At 71.5% G+C, this 18,919-nt stretch carries 10 protein-coding genes; 2 read left to right on the top strand and 8 right to left on the bottom strand.

Features of this window, described 5'->3' with window-relative positions:
* Positions 1-16 precede the first annotated feature (16 nt).
* Positions 17-3,622 carry an urea carboxylase gene (uca, locus tag IDM40_RS06390; protein ID WP_193120965.1) on the top strand — a complete coding sequence of 1,202 codons (3,606 nt, stop codon included), beginning with the start codon at positions 17-19 and terminating at the stop codon, positions 3,620-3,622.
* A complete protein-coding gene (gene atzF / locus IDM40_RS06385) occupies positions 3,622-5,310 on the top strand; it encodes an allophanate hydrolase (RefSeq protein ID WP_193120964.1) in 1,689 nt (562 codons plus the stop codon). The genes uca and atzF overlap by 1 nt, the downstream gene beginning before the upstream one ends.
* A 69-nt stretch (positions 5,311-5,379) precedes the next feature.
* On the opposite strand, the gene IDM40_RS06380 is transcribed toward atzF, so the two are convergent.
* The 8 genes from IDM40_RS06380 to IDM40_RS06345 all read right to left on the bottom strand — a co-directional run bounded on the left by IDM40_RS06380 (position 5,380) and on the right by IDM40_RS06345 (position 18,466).
* A complete protein-coding gene (locus IDM40_RS06380; RefSeq protein ID WP_193120963.1) occupies positions 5,380-7,431 on the bottom strand; it encodes a HelD family protein in 2,052 nt (683 codons plus the stop codon).
* A 44-nt stretch (positions 7,432-7,475) separates the two neighbouring features.
* Positions 7,476-8,297 carry a helix-turn-helix transcriptional regulator gene (locus IDM40_RS06375; RefSeq protein ID WP_193120962.1) on the bottom strand — a complete coding sequence of 274 codons (822 nt, stop codon included), beginning with the start codon at positions 8,295-8,297 and terminating at the stop codon, positions 7,476-7,478.
* Positions 8,298-8,489: 192 nt separating this feature from the next.
* Positions 8,490-10,490, bottom strand: a complete 2,001-nt coding sequence (locus IDM40_RS06370; RefSeq protein ID WP_193120961.1) for an ABC1 kinase family protein — start codon at positions 10,488-10,490, stop codon at positions 8,490-8,492.
* Positions 10,491-10,788: 298 nt separating this feature from the next.
* Positions 10,789-12,429 carry a D-alanyl-D-alanine carboxypeptidase/D-alanyl-D-alanine endopeptidase gene (gene dacB, locus IDM40_RS06365; protein WP_193120960.1) on the bottom strand — a complete coding sequence of 547 codons (1,641 nt, stop codon included), beginning with the start codon at positions 12,427-12,429 and terminating at the stop codon, positions 10,789-10,791.
* 128 nt (positions 12,430-12,557) lie between these two features.
* A complete protein-coding gene (locus IDM40_RS06360) occupies positions 12,558-14,759 on the bottom strand; it encodes an ABC transporter ATP-binding protein (protein ID WP_193120959.1) in 2,202 nt (733 codons plus the stop codon).
* Positions 14,756-15,673, bottom strand: a complete 918-nt coding sequence (locus IDM40_RS06355) for an ABC transporter permease (RefSeq protein WP_193120958.1) — start codon at positions 15,671-15,673, stop codon at positions 14,756-14,758. Before IDM40_RS06355 ends, IDM40_RS06360 begins: the two co-directional genes overlap by 4 nt.
* Entirely contained in the window at positions 15,666-16,676 is a 1,011-nt protein-coding gene (locus IDM40_RS06350; protein WP_193120957.1) for an ABC transporter permease, read from the bottom strand. Before IDM40_RS06350 ends, IDM40_RS06355 begins: the two co-directional genes overlap by 8 nt.
* Before the next feature lie 89 nt (positions 16,677-16,765).
* Complete coding sequence (locus IDM40_RS06345; protein ID WP_193120956.1) at positions 16,766-18,466, bottom strand: ABC transporter family substrate-binding protein; 1,701 nt, start codon at positions 18,464-18,466, stop codon at positions 16,766-16,768.
* Positions 18,467-18,919 lie beyond the last annotated feature (453 nt).

Below are 18,919 nucleotides of genomic sequence, written 5' to 3'. Positions count from 1 at the left end.
GACCAGGGAGTTCCCCGTGTTCGACACCGTCCTCGTCGCCAACCGCGGCGAGATCGCCTGCCGCATCATCCGTTCCGCCCGCGACCTCGGCCTGCGCACCGTCGCCGTGTACTCCGACGCCGACGCCGGTGCGCCCCACACCCGTATGGCCGACGAGGCGGTCCGGCTGGGCCCCGCGCCCGCCGCCGAGAGCTACCTCGACATCGAACGCCTGCTGCTGGCGGCCGAGCGCACCGGTGCGGGCGCCGTCCACCCGGGTTACGGGTTCCTGTCGGAGAGCGCGGAGTTCGCGCACGCCGTCGAGGCCGCCGGCATGGTCTTCGTCGGCCCCGGCCCCCACCACCTGGAGGAGTTCGGCGACAAGCACACCGCACGCAAGGCCGCCTCCGCCGCGGGGCTCCCCATGGTCCCGGGCAGCGAGACCCTGCCCGACGCCGACGCCGCGGTGGCCGCCGCCGACCGCATCGGGTACCCGGTGATCCTCAAGTCGACCTCCGGGGGCGGCGGGATCGGGTTGAGCCCGTGCGCCGACGAGGCCGCCCTGCGCGAGGCGTTCGCGCGGGTCAGCCGCATGGCCGAGACCCACTTCGGCGGGGGCGGGGTGTTCGTGGAGCGCTTCGTGACGCGCGCCCGCCACATCGAGGTGCAGGTCTTCGGCGACGGTGCCGGGCGGGTGGTCAGCCTCGGCGACCGCGACTGCACACTCCAGCGCCGCAACCAGAAGGTCGTGGAGGAGGCGCCCGCCCCCGGCCTGCCGCAGCACGTGCGCGAGGAACTGCACCGCACGGCCCGCTCGCTCCTGGCCGGTGTGTCCTACCGGAGCGCGGGCACGGTCGAGTTCGTCTACGACGTGGACCGCGGCGAGGCCTCGTTCCTGGAGGTCAACACCCGGCTGCAGGTGGAGCACCCCGTCACCGAGGAGATCACCGGGGTCGACCTGGTCGCGTGGATGCTGCGGCTGGCGCGCGGCGAGGACGTGCTCACCGGGGTCCCCGACCACGGCCCGCCCCTGATCGGGCACGCCTTCGAGGCCCGGGTCTACGCCGAGGACCCCGCGCACGGCTTCCGTCCCAGTTCCGGTCCGCTCACCCGGGTGGAGACGCCCGAGTGGGCGCGCGTGGACGGCTGGGTCGAGACCGGGCAGCGGGTGACCAGCGACTACGACCCGATGCTCGCCAAGATCGTCGTCGGGGCCGAGGACCGCTCCGCCGCGGTGGAGCGCCTGGGCCGGGCCCTGGAGGAGACCCGCGTCGACGGGGTGCAGACCAACCTCGGTCTGCTGCGCGCGCTCGCCGACCACGACGACGTGCACGCGGTCGAGCACACGACCGCCACGTGCGCCGGGGTGGGCGACCCGGAGCCCCGCATCGAGGTGGAGCGCGCGGGGACCCTCACCACCGTGCAGGACTTCCCCGGCCGCACCGGGTACTGGCAGGTCGGCGTTCCCCCGTCGGGCGCGATGGACGACCAGGCGCTGCGCCTGGGCAACACCGCGCTCGGAAACCCGGAGGGCACCGCGGGCCTGGAGTGCACCATCGACGGCCCGTCCCTGCGGTTCTCCCACCCGACGACGGTGTGCGTGACCGGAGCGCCCGCCCGAGTGGCGGTCGACGGGTCGCCGGTCGCCCAGTGGGAACCGGTCGAGATCCCGGCGGGCGCCCTGCTCGACGTGGGGCCCGCGCGCGGACCGGGCATGCGCACGTACGTGCTGGTGCGCGGCGGCATCGACGTACCGTCCTACCTGGGCAGTGCGTCCACGTTCACCGCGGGTGAGTACGGCGGCCACGCGGGCAGGGCCCTGCTGCCGGGCGACGTGCTGCGCCCCGGCCGTGTCCCCGACGCCGCGCCCGCCCCGGTGCCCGAGGGCGACCGTCCCGCGTTCCCGGATCCGGTCGAGGGTGCGACGGGCGTGCACTGGGACATCGAGGTCTCCGAGGGCCCGCACGCCGCACCCGAGTTCCTCACGCGTGAGGGGCTGGCCGACTTCTACGCCGCGGAGTGGAAGGTCCACCCGCAGTCGGCCCGCAACGGTGTGCGCCTGTCCGGGCCGAAGCAGGGGTGGGCGCGTTCCGACGGCGGCCAGGCCGGGCTCCACCCCTCCAACGTGCACGACACCGCGTACTCGGTGGGCGCGGTCAACCTGTCCGGCGACACCCCCGTGCTGCTCGGCCCGGACGGCCCGAGCCTGGGCGGGTTCGTCTGCCCGGTCACCGTCGTCACCGGCGCGCGGTGGAAGATCGCGCAGCTGCGCCCCGGCGACACCGTGCGGTTCCACCCCGTCACCGAACGGGCCGCCGAACGCCTGCACACCGAGTCGACCGCGGCGCCCCTGGTGCGCGGCAGCGGCGCGGACGGCGACGACGGGGTCCTGGCCCGCATCCCGGCCGGCCCGGGCACGCCCGAGGTGACCTACCGGCGCAGCGGGCACGACAACCTCATGGTCGAGTACGGGCCGATGGTGCTCGACCTGGGGCTGCGTATGCGGGTCCACGCCCTCATGCAGGCGCTGGACCGCAACGCGCCCGCCGGGATCGTCGACACCACCCCGGGTGTGCGGTCGCTGCACCTGCACACCGATCCCGGGGTCCTGCCGCTGCGCCGGCTGCTCGGGGTGCTGCAGGAGATCGAACGGGAGCTCCCGCCCACCTCCGAACTGCGGGTGCCGAGCCGGACCCTGCGGCTCCCGATGTCCTACGACGACCCGTCGATCCACGAGGCGATCGCACGGTACGAGGCGGGGGTACGCGACGACGCCCCCTGGAACCCGGACAACATCGAGTTCATCCGGCGCATCAACGGCCTCGACCACGTCGACGACGTGCGCCGGACCGTCTTCGACGCGTCCTACCTGGTGCTGGGCCTGGGCGACGTCTACCTGGGCGCGCCGGCCGCCACACCCCTGGACCCGCGCCACCGCCTGGTCACCACCAAGTACAGCCCGGCCCGCACCTGGACGCCGGAGGCGGGCGTGGGCATCGGCGGCGCCTACCTGTGCGTGTACGGGATGGAGAGCCCGGGCGGGTACCAGCTCATCGGCCGGAGCGTGCCGATCTGGGCGGGGCTGCGCCAGTACGGGGCGTTCGAACCCGGAACCCCGTGGCTGCTGCGCTTCTTCGACCAGCTCACCTGGTACCCGGTCGAGCCGGACGAGCTCATGGACATCCGCGCCGACCTGCTCGCGGGCCGGCACGAGCTGGAGGTCACCGAGGGCGAGTTCGTGCTCGCCGACCACGAGCGCTTCCTGCAGGAGAACGCCGCCTCGATCTCGGCGTTCCGCGACCGTCAGGCCGCCGCGTTCGAGGAGGAGCGCAAGCGGTGGGAGGCCGCCGGCGAGTTCGACGACAAGCCGGAACCGGAACCGGTGATGCCCGCCTCCCTCGACCTTCCCGAGGGCGCCACCCTCGTGGAGTCGTCGCTGTCGGCCTCGGTGTGGACCGTGGAGGTCGAGCCGGGTACGACCGTGGCCGAGGGCGACCCGATCGCCCGTCTGGAGGCGATGAAGCTGGAGGTGGTCGTGCGCGCACCCTCCGCGGGCACGGTCTCCGAGGTGCTCGTCGAACCCGGACAGCAGCTGGACCCGGGCGGCGCCGTGGCCGTCCTGACCCGAGAAGAGGACGCCTGATGCACGCCCCCGTGGAACGGGTCCGCGCCGCCTACAGCCGCCTGCGCGAGGCCGACCGGCCCGAGGTCTGGATCCACCTGCGCCCGGAGGAGGACGTGGTCGCCCTCGCCGAGCAGCTGGAGGGGCGGGCCGGGGAGGACCTGCCGCTGGCCGGGACGCTCGTGGCGGTCAAGGACAACATCGACGTGGCCGGGCTCCCCACGACCGCCGGGCACCCCGACTTCGTGTACACCCCGCAGGAGAGCGCGCCCGCGGTGCGGCGCCTGGTGGAGGCCGGGGCGCTCGTGCTCGGCAAGACCAACCTCGACCAGTTCGCGACCGGGCTCGTGGGCACGCGCAGCCCGTACGGGCAGGTGCGCCACGCGTTCCGGCCCGAGCGGGTCTCGGGCGGGTCGAGCTCCGGTTCGGCGGTCGCGGTGGCGCTGGGCGTGGCCGACATCGCCCTGGGCACGGACACCGCGGGGTCGGGGCGGGTTCCGGCGGCGCTGCACGGCATCGTAGGGCTCAAGCCGACGCTGGGCCTGGTCCCGACCGACGGGGTGGTGCCCGCCGCCCGGCCCTACGACTGCGTGACGGTCTTCGCGCCCGACCTGGCGACCGGGGAACGCGCCATGGCGGTGATGGCCGGGCCCGAACCGGGTGACCCGTCGAGCCGCGAGGCGCCCTCGGACCTGCGGCTGGCCCCGAGTGTGCCCGCGCAGGTGGCGGTCCCCGGCGCCGACGGGCTGGCCCCGCTGAGCGATTCGGAGCGCGAACTTTTCCACAGGGCTGTGGACAACCTCGCACGTTCCGGGGCGATCGTCACCGAGGTGGACATCGCGCCCCTGCTGGAGGCGGCGCGGCTGCTCTACGACGGTGCCCTCGTCGCCGAACGCCATGCCGCCGTCGGCGCGTTCCTCGACAAACACCGGGACGCACCCGGCACCGACCCGACCGTCGCGGGGATCGTGCTGGACGCGGAGGGGATCCCCGCCGCCGCACTCGCCGTCGACCAGGCCCGCCTCGCCGAGTACCGGGTGGTCGCCGAGCGGTTGTTGCACGGCTGCGACGCGCTGCTTCTGCCCACCACCGTCGGGCACCCGACCCGCGCGGAGGTCGACGCCGACCCCGTGGTCGCCAACTCGCGCCTGGGCACGTACACCAACTTCGTGAACCTGCTGGACATGGCGGCGGTCGCCGTGCCCGCGGGGCAGGCGGACGGGCTCGAGTTCGGGGTCAGCGTGGTCACCCGCGCCTTCGAGGACCAGGTCGGGCTGGACCTCGCCGCCGTCCTCACCGGCGGGGAACCCGGCCCCGGCCTGCTCGCGCCCGGTGTGGAGCTCGCGGTCTTCGGCGCGCACCTGCGCGGGCAGCCGCTCGGCCACCAGCTCACCGGACGCGGAGCCCGGTTCCTGCGCGCGACGGAGACCAGCGCCGACTACCGGATGGTCGCGCTGCCCACGACCCCGCCCAAGCCCGGACTGCAGCGGGTGACCGAGGACGGACGCCGGCTGGCGTGCGAGGTGTGGCGCCTGTCCCCCGCCGCGCTGGGGAGCTTCCTCGCGGAGCTGCCCGCCCCCATGTCGCTGGGCGCGGTCACCCTGGCGGACGGCTCCACCGTCGTCGGTTTCGGGTGCGAGGCCTCCGCCGCCGAGGGCGCCCCCGACATCACCGCCCACGGCGGGTGGGTCGCCTACCTGGGCTCCTGACGGCCCCGTGGCGGGCGTGTGCCACGCCCCCGCACACGCCCACCGCGCGGGTCCGGCTCTCGGCCGCGATCAGACGGGCAGGTGCGGGCTCGGGCGGCCCGGGTGGGTCACCGTGAGCCGGTGCAGCGCGCGGGTGCAGGCGATGTAGAGCAGCGACCGGTCGGCGTCGGCCGCGTACTCCTCGGCGGAGGCGCGGGCGACGACGACCTCGTCGAACTCCAGCCCCTTGGCCAGGCCCACGGGCAGGACCGTGACGTCGTGGCCGAGGATCCCGCGTGAATCGGCGCTCGCCAGGGTGAGGCCCTCGACCTTCTCCGCCAACTCGCCGTGGAGCGCCCGCGCCTGGGCGTGCGAGCGGGTGATGATCGCGAGCCGTCCGCCGCCGGCCGCGCGGAAGCGGGCGATCTCCTCGGCGAGCCACCCGGCCTCGGACGCCCCGGTGCCGAAGCCCAGCACTTCGGGTTCGTCGCCGTGGCGGTCGATCGTGGTGACCTCGTCGCCCCGGATCCCGCAGGCGAACCGCATGATCTCGGCCGTGGACCGGTAGCTGCGGGTCAGCTCCATGACCCGGGCGTCGCGGAAGAGCCCGCCGAGCGAACCCGGGGTGTAGTCCTCGGTGTTGCCCAACGCCTGGGCGACGTCGCCGAGCACGGTCATGTTGCACCGGTACAGCTGCTGGAGCACCGCGTACTGGGTCGGCGAGTGGTCCTGCATCTCGTCGATCACCAGGTGCTGGATCTCCTGGTCCGGCGTGCTCCCGTGGAAGCGTGCGGCCACGAACAGGAACGGGTAGACGTCCCCCCACTCCAAGGTCTTCGCGGACGGAGCCCGGAACGCGGCCGGGGCGTCGGGGCGCCGGTACAGATCCCGGTACAACGCCCGCGCGGTCTTGACCTTGAGCATCGCGGTGAGCTCCTTGTTCACCTCCCCGGGTTTGGGCGGGAACGCGGCGGAGGGGTCCTCGAGGCGGGCGGCGGCGCACAGGTGCTCGGCCATGGAGCGCAGCCGGGCCCTGAGCGGGACGTGCGACAGGGCGGCGAACCGGGTGCGCAGGTCCTCGGCGTCCACCCGGAACGTGCGCACCCGCAGGTCACGGGCGACGAAGCTGTCCTCCACCGCCTCGGTCACCGCCCGCTCCAGCCACTGGTGGAAGGCCAGGGTCGCCTTGGCGCGGGCGCGCTCGTGTTCGGCCCCGTCCCCGGGTTCGACCGGGTCGACGGGGGCGGTGAAGTCCATGCGGTGCTCGGCCAGCCGGGTGCGGGCGATGCTCTCGAGGTCGAGGGAGACGACGGGTTCCTCGCCCAGTTCCGGCAGCACCTCGGAGACGTACTCGGCGAAGAGGCCGTTGGGCGAGACGATCGCGATGTTGTGCGCCTGCAGCCGCCCACGCAGCCGGAACAGCAGGTAGGCGATGCGGTGCAGGGCGATCGAGGTTTTCCCGGAGCCCGCGACCCCCTGGATCAGCAGGGTGCTGTCCGACTCGTTGCGGATGATGGCGTTCTGGTCGCGCTGGATCGTGGAGATGATCGAGCGCATGTGGGCGTCGCTGGTGCGCCCGATCTCCTCCAGCAGGATCTCGTCGCGGATCGCCTCGGCGGTGTCGACGGCGAACCGGAGCTTGCCGCCCTCGACCTTGATCTGGCGCTTGCGTTCGATCCGCCCGCCGATCTCGCCGGAGGGCGCCTCGTAGGCGGCCGGTCCGGGTTCGGACTCGTAGAACATGCCGCCGAGCGGGGTGCGCCAGTCCACGACCGCGGTTCCCTCGGCGTCCTGCAGGCCCTGGCGGCCGATGTAGTGCGCCTCCGCCCCGGCGGCGGTGTCCGGCGTGAAGTCGAGGCGCGCGAAGTAGGGCGAGCCGCGCATGGTCTCCAACCGCTCGCGCGCACGCATGGCGTGGGCACCCCGGGCGTCGATGCCGTTGAGGATCAGCTCGTTCTGGTACATCTCCGCGGGGTCGAGCTCGCCCCGGTTCTCGGCCATGTAGGCCTTGAGGCCGCGGTAGTCGGTGTCGTGGGATCCGAGCGTCTCGGTGAGCGCCGCGATCTTGGCCTCGAGGCGGTCGAGGGTCGCGGCGAGGTGCTCGCGTTCTTCGGTCTGTACGTCCGATGGTTCCCCGGTCATGGCGGTGCTCCTGATGGTCGTGGTGGAGTGCACCCTCAGACTACCTAACGGACGGTAGGTTGAGGGTGTGAGTCGAGTCGCTGCGTCGGGTATCCGAACTCCACCTCCAGCGGAGCCGGGCGGAACGCCATCCCCAGCAAGGTCCGCCGGTGCCCGAGATCGGCTCGGTCACCCTCCCGGAAGGTCGTCACCGACAGCCGCGGGTGGAGCGAGCGGGCCTCACCCAGCAGAGCCGACACCACCATGGCTCCGCGCGCCAGCGGATGCGCGGCGAGGTAGTCGATGTGGCCACTCTCGGGGTCGACGAGCAGCGCCGCGGCCGGCCTTCCCCCGCGGTGCGCCACCATGGCCCGGTGGGTCTCCGCGCACCGCGCCAGCGCCTCGGCGTGCCGGTCGGCCTCCAGCGCCGGAAGCATGTCGACCGCCGACAGCGACAGCGACAGGAGTTCCTCGACGGCGGCCCGTCCGGTGATCTCGAACCGGTCGGTACCGCTGAGCTCCCAGTCCGCCGCCTCGAACCGGTAGGGCAGCAGGAGCGGGTAGTACCGCCGCGTGCGCCTCCACGTGGCCGGAGGCGCCCCGTAAACGGCCGAGAACGCGGCCGTGAACGACTGCTGGGAGCCGAAGCCGTGATCCATGGCGATGTCGAGGACCGGTTCGGAGGTCGTGGCCAGTGCCAGCGCGGCCTCGGTGAGGCGCCGGCGCCGGATGTAGGTGTGCAGGGTCAGCCCGAACGTGCCCCGGAAGGAACGGTGCAGGTGGTGCGGTGAGTACCCCACCGCCGCGGCGATGCGGTCCAGACGCAGGTCGGTGTGCAGGAAACGTTCGACGTGGTCGACCGTCGCGGCATGGTCGGTCGAGCGCATGATCTCCTCGCGGTGTCCGTCGCGGCGGCGCTTCGGCTCGCCGACCGAACCCAGGCTAACCAGGGACGACGCGCCTGGTTTGTGCGATCTTGCGCTCTTGGCAACGGCCCGCGCACCCGGGAACGTCCCAGCTCCGGGCGAGAAGTTGTCCACAGGCTGGGGACGACGCCGCGCCGCTGTGCCCCGTGAGGCTCAGCGTCTTCGGTCGGTGTTGTCACGCGCCACCCCGACCAACAGGCGCAGCATCATCAGCGCCGCCGTTCCCAACAGCACCCACGCACCAGCGTCCAACACCTGAGCCTGGATCGACATCTCCGCCCACGTGGTCCGGGACCCGTCGGTAGCGATGAACAGGCCCACCGACATGAGCCCCGTGACCACCGTCAGCACCATGAGCACCACCCGCGTCACCATGTCCCGCATCATGCGCCGGTCGTCGGGGTGGGCGAAGGGGCGCACCTGCACGGTGAACCGGCCCCGGTGCAGCTGATCGGTGATGCGGTCGATACGGCGCGGGAGCCGGCGCAGGGTCGGCAGCATCGCCACGACCTCCCCCAGCGCCATGTCCCGCAGGTCCTTGGGGTTGACCCGCTCGGCCACCCGCGCGCTCACGAAACGCTTGGCCTCCGAGACCGCGTCGAAGCCCGGCGACAGGCGCACCAGCGTGCCCTCCACCGTCGCCAGCGCCCGGAAGACCGCCGCCAGCTCGCCCGGCAGCGCCAGCCCGAAGCGCGTGACGATGAGCAGCAGCTCGGTGAACATGCGCGCGTGCGCGGCCGTGCCCGTGTTGAGATAGCGCACCATGAACTGCCCCAGCGCACGCCGCAACCGTTCGGAGTCCACCCCGTCGGCGTCGGTGGCCACGTCCAGGAGCGTGTCGGTGAGCAGCACGGCGTCCGCACGGTCGATGGCCAGCATCATCAGCTGCAGCGCCTCGCGGGTGTGCCCGTCCAGGCGCCCCACCGACCCGTGGTCGAGCAGGCCCACCTCGCCGGTGTCGAGCAGGAAGATGTTGCCCGGGTGCGGGTCGGCGTGGAAGATCCCCTTGATCAGCACCTGGTCGAGCAGGCACTCCAGGAGCTCGTGTGCGATGCGGTCGCCGTTCATGCGCGCCGGGTCGACCGAGCCGATGGGTGTGCCGTGGAACCGCTCCATGACGAGCACGCGGCGGCTCGTCCAGGCCTCGTGCACCCCGGGGATGCGCACGGGCGAGCCCGCGGAGGCCTCCGCCATGGCGGCGATGTTGGCGGCCTCGACCTCGAAGTCGAGCTCCTCGCGCAGCGCCTCGGCGAACCCGTCGGCCAGGTCCACCACCCCGATCGCCGGGCCCCAGTCGGTGTGCTCGTGGAAGCGCCGTGCGAGCCGGCCGATGATGTCGAGGTCGCGTTCGACGACGGGCGCGATGCCGGGGCGCTGCACCTTCACCACGACCTGCTCGCCGGTGTGCAGGCGTGCGGCGTGCGCCTGCCCGATGGAGGCGGCGGCCAGCGGGACCGGGTCGAACTCGGCGAAGAGGTCGTCGAGGGGGCGGCCGAGCTCGTCCTCGACGCGGGTGCGCACCGCGTCGAAGGGCACGGGCGCGACCTCGTTGTGCAGCCGGCCGAGCTCCTCGACGAAGACCGGCGGCAGCAGGTCCCGGCGGGTGGCCAGCACCTGGCCGAGCTTGACGAAGACGACCCCGGCCTCCTCGAAGGAGCGCGCCAGCGACCGTGCGAGGCGGCGCTGGGTGGAGGCGTCCTCCCCTCCGTCACGGCGCCCGCCGACGTAACCCCACAGGCCGTGCCGGGCGAGGATCCACGTGATGGTGCGGTAGCGGCGCACCCGGCCGGCCCAGTCCTTGACCTCCAGCGCCATCGCCACCGGCCGCACCCGGGTGCCGCGCGGTACGACCAGCTCGGTGGCCACGAAGGCGAGCATCGCCAGGGCCGCCATCACCACATACACCACAGCCACGAACGCGGGTTCGTAGGTGTCGCCCCGCTGGTTGGCCACCTCGAACGAGCCGTAGTAGAGCACCACCGAGAGCACGCTGCCCAGGAGCATGCCGACGGCGCCGGAGAAGACCAGGCGCGGCACGCTGAAGGGCACGCCCATCATGCGGCTGGCCAGGAACCCCAGCAGGAGCAGGATCGGGAGGAAGACGAGGACGGACAGGAGCTGGCCGATCCACGCGCCGATGTCGGGCAGAGCCATACGTGCCTTCCGGGTGGTGTCGCGCCCCGGTCAGGGGCGCAGGAGGGGGTGATCCGGAGGGCCGACCGGGGTCCGGCGGGTCAGTGCCTGGCCCGGCGCGCGAGGGGTCGGTGTCTCCTCCATGTCCAGACTGCCAGCCTCTTCCACGGAGCGACATCCGGGTTTTCCCACCTGTGGACAACCGCTCGGATCACCGACCCGGCACCGCCCCGGACACACGTCGGGCCCCGGTTCACCGGAGGGTTTCCGGTGAACCGGGGCCCGACCGTGTCGGTCCCGCGTCAGCGCGGGCGTGCGGTCAGCAGGTGCCCGACCAGGAGCACTCGACCTCACCGCCGGAGGACTCCCCGGCGCGCAGCGGTGCCGCGCCGGATCCGGCCCCGTGGCCCAGGTGCTCGGCCACCGCGATGCCGATCGCGTCCTGCACGTGGGTGGGGGCCGCGCCCTCGTGGCCGTTGTTGACCACGCTGAAGACGAGCTCGCCGCCGTCGGGCGCGGGCACGTACCCGGACAGCGCGCTCACCCCGGACAGCGTCCCGGTCTTGGCGGTCAGCACACCTTCGGCGGCGCTGTCGGTCATGCGCTCGGACAGCGTCCCACCCACGAACGGGTCGGACTCCCCTGCCACCGGCAGTGACGTGCGGAAGTCCTCGGACCACTCGGCGCCGCGGGCCTGAACCAGCAGGTCGCTCACGGTCGAGGCGGTGACGAGGTTGCTGCGGGAGAGCCCGGAACCGTCGTTCAGTTCGAGCTGCGCGGTGTCCACGCCGATCCCCTCGAGGGTCGACTCGAGCTCGGCGAGCCCGGTCTCCCAGCTGCCCTCGCCCGCGGCCTCCTGACCCATCTCCTTGACGAGCATCTCGGCGTGGGCGTTGTTGCTGAACTTCATGAACGGCACGAGGATCTCGGCCAGCTCGGGCGAGGTGTGCCCGGCCAGGTCGAGCGGGTCGTCCCACTCGCCGGGCAGCTGCCCGTACTGGAGGTCGCCCTGCACCTCGACACCGTGCTCCTCCAGCGCCCCGGCGAACAGGTGCCCGGCCAGTCCCGCCGGCTCGTCGACGGTGCGCAGTTCCTCGACCGCGCCGGCGTCCGCGGGCAGGGAGCCCGTGACCTCGATGGTGTTCGTGCCGGTGGGCCGGTCGATCTGCAGGGTGTCCTCACTGCCGGGGGCACCGGTCTCGGCGCTGTTGTCGAGCTCGGCGTAACCGTCGGCGGCACCGAGGTCGACGGTGACGGCCTCGCCCTCGCCGGCGGGTTCGACGGCGACCTCGGTGACACCGGTGTCGAAGCGGTCCCCGTGGGCGACGGTCAGCGCGGAGATCTGCGCCCCGTAGGCGAAGGGTTCGTCCTCCTCCCACCAGTCGTCGACCAGGCGCTCCCCGTCGAAGCGGCTGTCGTCGGCGAGCAGGTCGCCCTCGACGACCTCGACACCGGCGTCGGCCACCTCGGCCGCGAGGGTGTCGATGTCGTCGGCGGACAGCGTGGGGTCGCCGCCGCCGACCAGGTGGAGGTCCTCGACCGAGGACGGGGCCCCGTCGGCGTTCTCGGCCACCACCCGGGTCTCGAAGGTGTGGTCGGGGCCGAGGGCCTCCAGGGCCGCGGCGGCGGTGAACATCTTCATGTTGGAGGCGGGCATCAACTGGGCGCCGGTCTCGTCCCCGTAGAGGACCTCGCCGGTCTCGGGGTCCTCGACGAGCACCCCGGAGGTCGCGCCCTCCAGGGCGGGGTCGTCGAGCGCCTCCTCGATGCGTTCGACGAGCTCCTCGGAGCCGGCGCCGGGGGCCACGTCGGCGTGGGCCGCGGGCGCTCCGACCGGGGCCAGCGGCACCAGGGGGACGGCGGCGACGGCCGCCGCGGCCAACCACGTGCGCTCACGTCGGGGACGGACGGTGCGGGACGGGCCGCGACGAGTGCGGTCCGGTGACGGAACGTGATTCATGTGTCTCCTACCGGTCACCAACGAAGCCACGAAGGTACCCCCGGAACCGGGCGTGCGCCATGCTTGCGCGCCGGTATGTCCCCGTATCGAACCCAATGGGAAGTCGCCCGGTTCCGGTCACCCTCTGTTCAGAGGAGCTCGACCACCTCCGAGTAGTGGCAGGCGTCGCGGTGCCCCGACCCGCGTTCCCGCAGCTCGGGAACCTGGTCGACGCACTTGCTCCGCTCGGCCTCCGACAGCTCGTTCGCGAACTTCGGGCACCGCGTCCGGAACCGGCACCCCGACGGCGGGTCGGCCGGGCTCGGGACGTCGCCGGTCACCACGATGCGCTCGCGCGTGCGCTCCTTGACCGGGTCCGGGAGCGGGATCGCCGAGATCAGCGCCTGCGTGTACGGGTGCGCGGGCGCCTCGAACAGCTGCTCGGTCGTGGCGGTCTCCACGATCTTGCCGAGGTACATCACCGCCACCCGGTCGGCGATGTGCTTGACCACCGACAGGTCGTGCGAGACGAACAGGTACGACAGCCCCAGCTCCTCCTGGAGGTCCTCCAGCAGGTTGATCACGCCCGCCTGGATCGACACGTCCAGGGCCGAGACCGGCTCGTCCAGCACCAGCACCTTCGGGTTGAGCGAGAGCGCCCGGGCCACCCCGATGCGCTGGCGCTGACCGCCGGAGAACTCGTGCGGGTACCGGGACCCGTGCTCGGGGTTGAGCCCGACCAGTTCCAGCAGCTCCTTGACCCGCTTCTTCGCGTCCCCGTTGCGGGTGCGGTGGATCAGCATCGGCTCGGCGATGATGTCGGCCACCGTCATCCTCGGGTCCAGCGACGCGAACGGGTCCTGGAACACGATCTGCAGGTCGCGGCGGAGCGGCCGCATCTGCTTGTCGGTCAGCCCCTGCAGCGGTTTGCCCATGTAGCTCACGCCGCCCGACGTCAACCGCACGAGGTTGAGCAGCAGCCGCGCGGTCGTGGACTTGCCGCACCCCGACTCCCCCACCAGCGCGAGGGTCTCGCGTTCGCGCAGTTCCAGGGAGACCCCGGAGACCGCCTGGACGTCGCCGACCTTGCGCTTGAGCAGGCCCTTGGACCGGATCGGGAAGTTCTTCACCAGGTCCTCGGCGCGCAGCAGCACCTCGGGCTCGCCCTCGGGCTCCGGTTCGGGGCCCTCGCCGGCGCTCCCGAACCCCTCGGCGGCCCCGGCGACCGATGCCTCCGCCTCGTCGAGCTCCTCGACCGACTCCACGCCCTCGGTGTCCACGGCCGTGGCCCGGAAGAGGTCCTCGGGCCGGGTGTCGGCGCGCAGCTCGTCGCTGAAGTGGCAGGCCGCGACGTGGGCGTCGGCGTCCCCCGGCTGCGCGGGGACCCGGTCGCCGTTGTCGAGGGTGCGCAGCAGCACCGGCTCCTCGGTGTGGCACTGTTCCCGGGCCATGGGGCAGCGGGGCGCGAACGTGCACCCCTGCGGCATGGCCACGAGCGAGGGCGGTGTGCCCAGGATGGGGGTGAGGCGCTCGGCGCGTGCCTCGTCCAACCGGGGCAGCGACCCGAGGAGGCCGAGCGCGTAGGGCATGCGCGGCCGGTAGAAGACCTCCTCGACCGGCCCGGACTCCACGATGCGCCCGCCGTACATGACGGCGACCCGTTCGACCTGCCCGGCGACCACACCCAGGTCGTGGGTGATGAGCACCAGAGCCGCGCCGGTCTCCCGGCGGGCGGACTGCAGCGCCTCCAGCACCTGCGCCTGGACGGTCACGTCCAGCGCGGTGGTGGGCTCGTCGGCGATGATGACGTCCGGGTCGTTGGCCATCGCGATCGCGATCACCACACGCTGGCGCATACCGCCGGAGAGCTCGTGCGGGTACTGGCGCAGCCGCTGGTCCGGCGAGGGGATGCCGACGATCTCGAGCAGCTCGCGCGAGCGTTCCCACGCCTTCTGCTTGCCGACGGCGTTGTGCGCCAGCACCGCCTCGGCGATCTGGTACCCGATCGTGTAGACGGGGTTGAGGGAGGTCAGCGGGTCCTGGAAGATCATCGCGATCTTCTGCCCGCGCACCTCGCTGATGGCCTTGTCGGGCAGGCCGAGGATCTCCTCGCCCATGAGCCGGACCGAGCCCTCGACCTTCGCGTTCTTGGGCAGCAGGCCCATGACCGCCATCGAGGTCACCGACTTGCCCGACCCGGACTCCCCCACGATGCCCAGGGCCTCGCCCCGGCGCAGGGTGTAGGAGACCTCGCGGACCGCGGGCAGGGGCCCGTCGTCGGAGGGGAAGGTGACACTGAGCGCGTCGACCTCGAGCGCCGTGTCCGTGGTGATGGTGTTCTCTGTCGTCATCGCCGCACCCTGGTCTGTTTCGGATCGAGCGCGTCCCGCAGGCCGTCGCCGATGAAGTTGATCGTCAGGCAGATCAGCACCAGCAGCACACCCGGCGGGTAGAAGGTCCACGGCCGGGTGGAGACCGCCGTGCGGGCCTCGCCGATCATCTGGCCGAGCGAGATGTCGGGCAGCTGGATCCCGAACTGGAGGAAGGACAGCCCCGCCTCCATGAGGATCGCGATCGCCACGAGCAGCGTCGCGGCGACGATGATCGGGCCCGCCGCGTTGGGCAGCAGGTGGCGGATGATGATCCACGGAGCGGACGCGCCGGAGGCCTTGGCCGCCTCGACGAACTCCTGCTCCCTCAGGGACAGCACGACGCCGCGCACCACACGGGCGATCTGTGCCCACGAGAAGAGGGCGATGATGACCGCGATCGTGGCCCAGGTCGTGCCGCCACTGGTGTTGCCCGACAGCGCTGCGACCGCGACGAGCGGCGGGACGATGAGGAACACGTCCACGATCCGCATCATGATCGCGTCGGTCCGCCCGCCGAAGTAGCCGGCGGTGGCGCCCCACAGGGACCCGAACGCGGTGGCCGACAGCGAGACGGTCAGCGCGACCTTGAGGGTCTGCTGGGCGCCGCGCATGAGCTGGCCGAGCACGTCGTGGCCGGCCGAGGACGTGCCGAGCGGGTGGTCACCACCGGGCGGCTGGTTGCTGAGGATGTCCGAGGAGACCGTGTGGTCCCACTTCCAGAACAGCGGTCCGAGGAACGCGAACCCGGCGATGACCACCAGCAGGAACAGGCTGATCATCGCGGGGCGGTGCCGGACGAACCGGATCACGATCGTCTGGAGCTGGGTGCGGTCGGCCGCCGACCGCTGCGCGGCCGTGCCGGGCGAGGTGATGGGCGTGCCGTTGTCACTCATAGCGGATCCTCGGGTCGAGCACGCCGTACAGGAGGTCGGCGATGAGGTTGGCCAGGATGACCAGGACGCCGCTCAGCAGCAGCCATCCCATCAGCGCGTAGGAGTCGTTGTTCTCCACGGCGGTGATGAAGAAGTCGCCGAGACCGCGCCACTGGAAGACCGTCTCGGTGAGGATCGCGCCATCGATGATGCCGGCGACACCGAGCGCGAATACCGTGGTCAGCGGGATCAGCGCCGTCCGCAGCGCGTGGCGGCGGATCACCGTCTTGTTGCGCAGCCCCTTGGCCCGGGCCAGCCGCACGTAGTCGCTGTTGAGGACCTCCAGCATCGACGTGCGCTGGTACCGGCTCCATTGGGCGAAGCTGGTCAGCATGAGCACGAGGGTCGGCAGGGCCATGTGGGCGAACGCGTTGGCGAACTGGTCCCAGAGTGGTTGGCCCTCGGCGTTGTAGCGCCCGTCGCCGATGGTGTTGAAGACCTGTCCGCCGACGAGCTGGTTGAGCTCCACGCCGGAGGCCTGGACGATGCCGGCGAGCCAGAAGGTCGGCATGGCCAGGCAGAGGAAGCCGATGAAGGTCAGGGTGTAGTCGAGCTTGGAGTACTGCCGCATGGCGCTGACGCAGCCGGCGATGATCGCCAGGCCCAGCGCGAGCATCATCGCGATGCCGACCAGGCGCAGGGTGGTCCAGAGCCGTTCGGCGATGGCGGGGCCGATCTCGTACTGCTGGCCCTGGGTCGAGGGTCCGAACTCCCCCTGCAGCAGTCCGATGTCGCCGTTGCCGCCGACGCCGGTGATCCAGAGCCAGTAGCGCTCAGGCATCGACCGGTCGAGGTAGAGACGTTCGCTCTCCTGCTGGATGACCTCCTCCGTCGGGGCCGGGGTCTGCATCCGCAGCTCGGCGAGGGGGTCTCCGGAGACGTCGATCATCACGAACGTGAGAAGGGATGCGAGGACGAGGACGGGTATCGCGCCCAGGATCCGCCGCACCGTGTAAACGAGCATGGGTGTGATCCTTCGGGGTGACGAGGACCGGCCCGGCCCAGGCGGGGGTGTTCCTGGGCCGGGCCGTGTGGAACCTGCGGACCGGGGGCCTACTGGCCGGCCAGGGTCCACTCACCGATGTTGTACGTGGCGCGGTAGCTGGAGTTCAGGTTGTCGTGCACGTTCTCCAGCCGGTCGTTGGCGAAGAAGTAGTTCGGCTCCGCCATGATCGGCATCACGTAGGCGTCCGGGACGAGGACCTCCATGGCCTGGTTGGCCAGGTCGGCGGCGTCGTCGAGGTCGGTGGCGTTGGTGACCTCCTCGGTCAGCTCGTCGACCTCTTCGTTCTCGTAGTTGCCGTAGTTGCTGCCGCTGCCGGAGTGCCAGTACTGCTCGGGGTTGGTGGCGAACCAGGGGGAGCCGGACCAGCCGTACTGGATGATGTCGTAGTCGGCCTCGGAGGTCATGGCGCCGAGGTCGTCGGTCATCTCGATGTTGGCGGTGATGCCGATCTCGGCGAGCTGGTTCTGGATCAGCTGGACCGACGTGTTGCGCACGTCGGTGTCGGTGCTGCGCAGGCGGAACGGGCCGATGTCCTCGCCGTCGAGGGTGAGCTGGTCGCCCTCGAGCTCGTACCCGGCCTCCTCGAGGATGTTCTGGGCCTCCTCGATGTCGCCGGTGCCCTGGGTCTCGCCCTCGTAGTGGTCGACGAAGTACTCGTTGTCACTGGCGAACATGTGGTTGTTCTTCAGCTCGTACTCGGGGTAACCGGCGCCGAAGTTGCGGTTGGCGATGTCGTCGCGGTCGATCGCGGTGAAGATCGCCCGGCGCAGTTCGACGTCGTCGAACTCCTCGACCCCCATGTTGAAGTCGATGTGCTCCCAGGTCTCGCCCTCGCCGATGTCGGTGACGGCGTTGTCGACGTCCTCCAACTGGGTGAAGACGTCCTCGTTGTAGTCGGCCGGGCTGCCGCCGTCGATCTCGCCGTTGACGAAGGCGTTGTAGAAGGTGCCCTCGTCGTCGTTGAACTGCATCGTGATGCGGTCCAGGCCGGGCTCGTCACCCCACCACTCGGGGTTGGGCTCCTTGATGACCTCGTTCTCGAGGTCGCCCTCCACGATCTGGAAGGGGCCGCCGGACCACTCGGGCATGGTGGAGTGCAGCCACTCGTAGTACTCGCCGAGCTCGTCCGGGTCGTCGATGTCCCAGCCGTTCTCCTCGGCCAGGTGCGCGGGCAGGAAACCGCCGGAGGTGCTGTGGGCGTCGAAGGTGCTCTCCCACTCGGGGTCGGCGAGGCCCTCCTTCAGCCGGACGGTGGCGGTCTGGCCGTCGGTCTCGATCTCCTCGATCTTGTCCTCGCTCATGCCCCCTCGGCTGTCGCACCCGTTGCAGTGCTCCTCGCCCGGGGTGGCCGCCATCATCCAGGTGACGCGCAGGTCCTCACCGCTCATCGGGGTGCCGTCGCTCCACACGGCGTCCTCGTTGAAGGTGAACTGCCATTCGAACGGTCCCTCGTCGGGGTCGTCGTTGAGGAGTTCGGGTTCCTCGGCGAGCACGTCCATGTTGAACTCGTACTCGCCCTCGGGGTTCCACTGACCCGTGAAGGGGATGGTCCCGGACAGCATCTGGACGTTGTAGACACTGCCGCCGGCCAGGCTGATGCTCTGCCAGGCGCCCGGGAGGCTGTTGATCACCCAGGTGACCTCGGCGGGCCCGCTGTCGTCGCCGCCCTCACCGGAGCAGCCGCTCGCGACCAGCACGGCCGACGTCGCGGCCGCGGCCAGCGCCAGCGTTTTCCTGCGTTTGTGCATTGGAGACACCCTTGATCCGTGAAACGAGCCGTGCTCGCGGCGAGGGCACTCTTCGCACACCCCGCCGAACTTAGGCGATTAGTCGCATACAACACCATTCAGCGAAATGTCTGTATAGCCCCAATGCCGGATTCGTGACCCATCCGCAACCCGTCCGCGGTTCTCGGCGCACTCACGCCGACACACGCCCTTAACCCGCCGGTCACAACCGCGTTTGCGCAGGCCACCAGGGAATCGACCACCACTCGCGACCGGATTCGGCCAACTCGGGAAAACCCTTCTCCACGCCCTTGTGTCAACAGTGCTGACTTTTTCTCGACCGGCCTTTTCTCACAGAACAACGCCGAATGGTGACGCAGAGAAATCCAGACATACGACGCATAAGGATCATTCATTCACACGAGGAACACCGTCACGGGAGACCGCAATCGAGCGCCCGGGATGTCCGAAACC

The sequence above is a fragment of the Nocardiopsis coralli genome (assembly GCF_014892575.1).
In the GTDB taxonomy this organism is placed as follows: domain Bacteria; phylum Actinomycetota; class Actinomycetes; order Streptosporangiales; family Streptosporangiaceae; genus Nocardiopsis; species Nocardiopsis coralli.
This window is presented reverse-complemented; position numbering and strand designations above follow the sequence as displayed.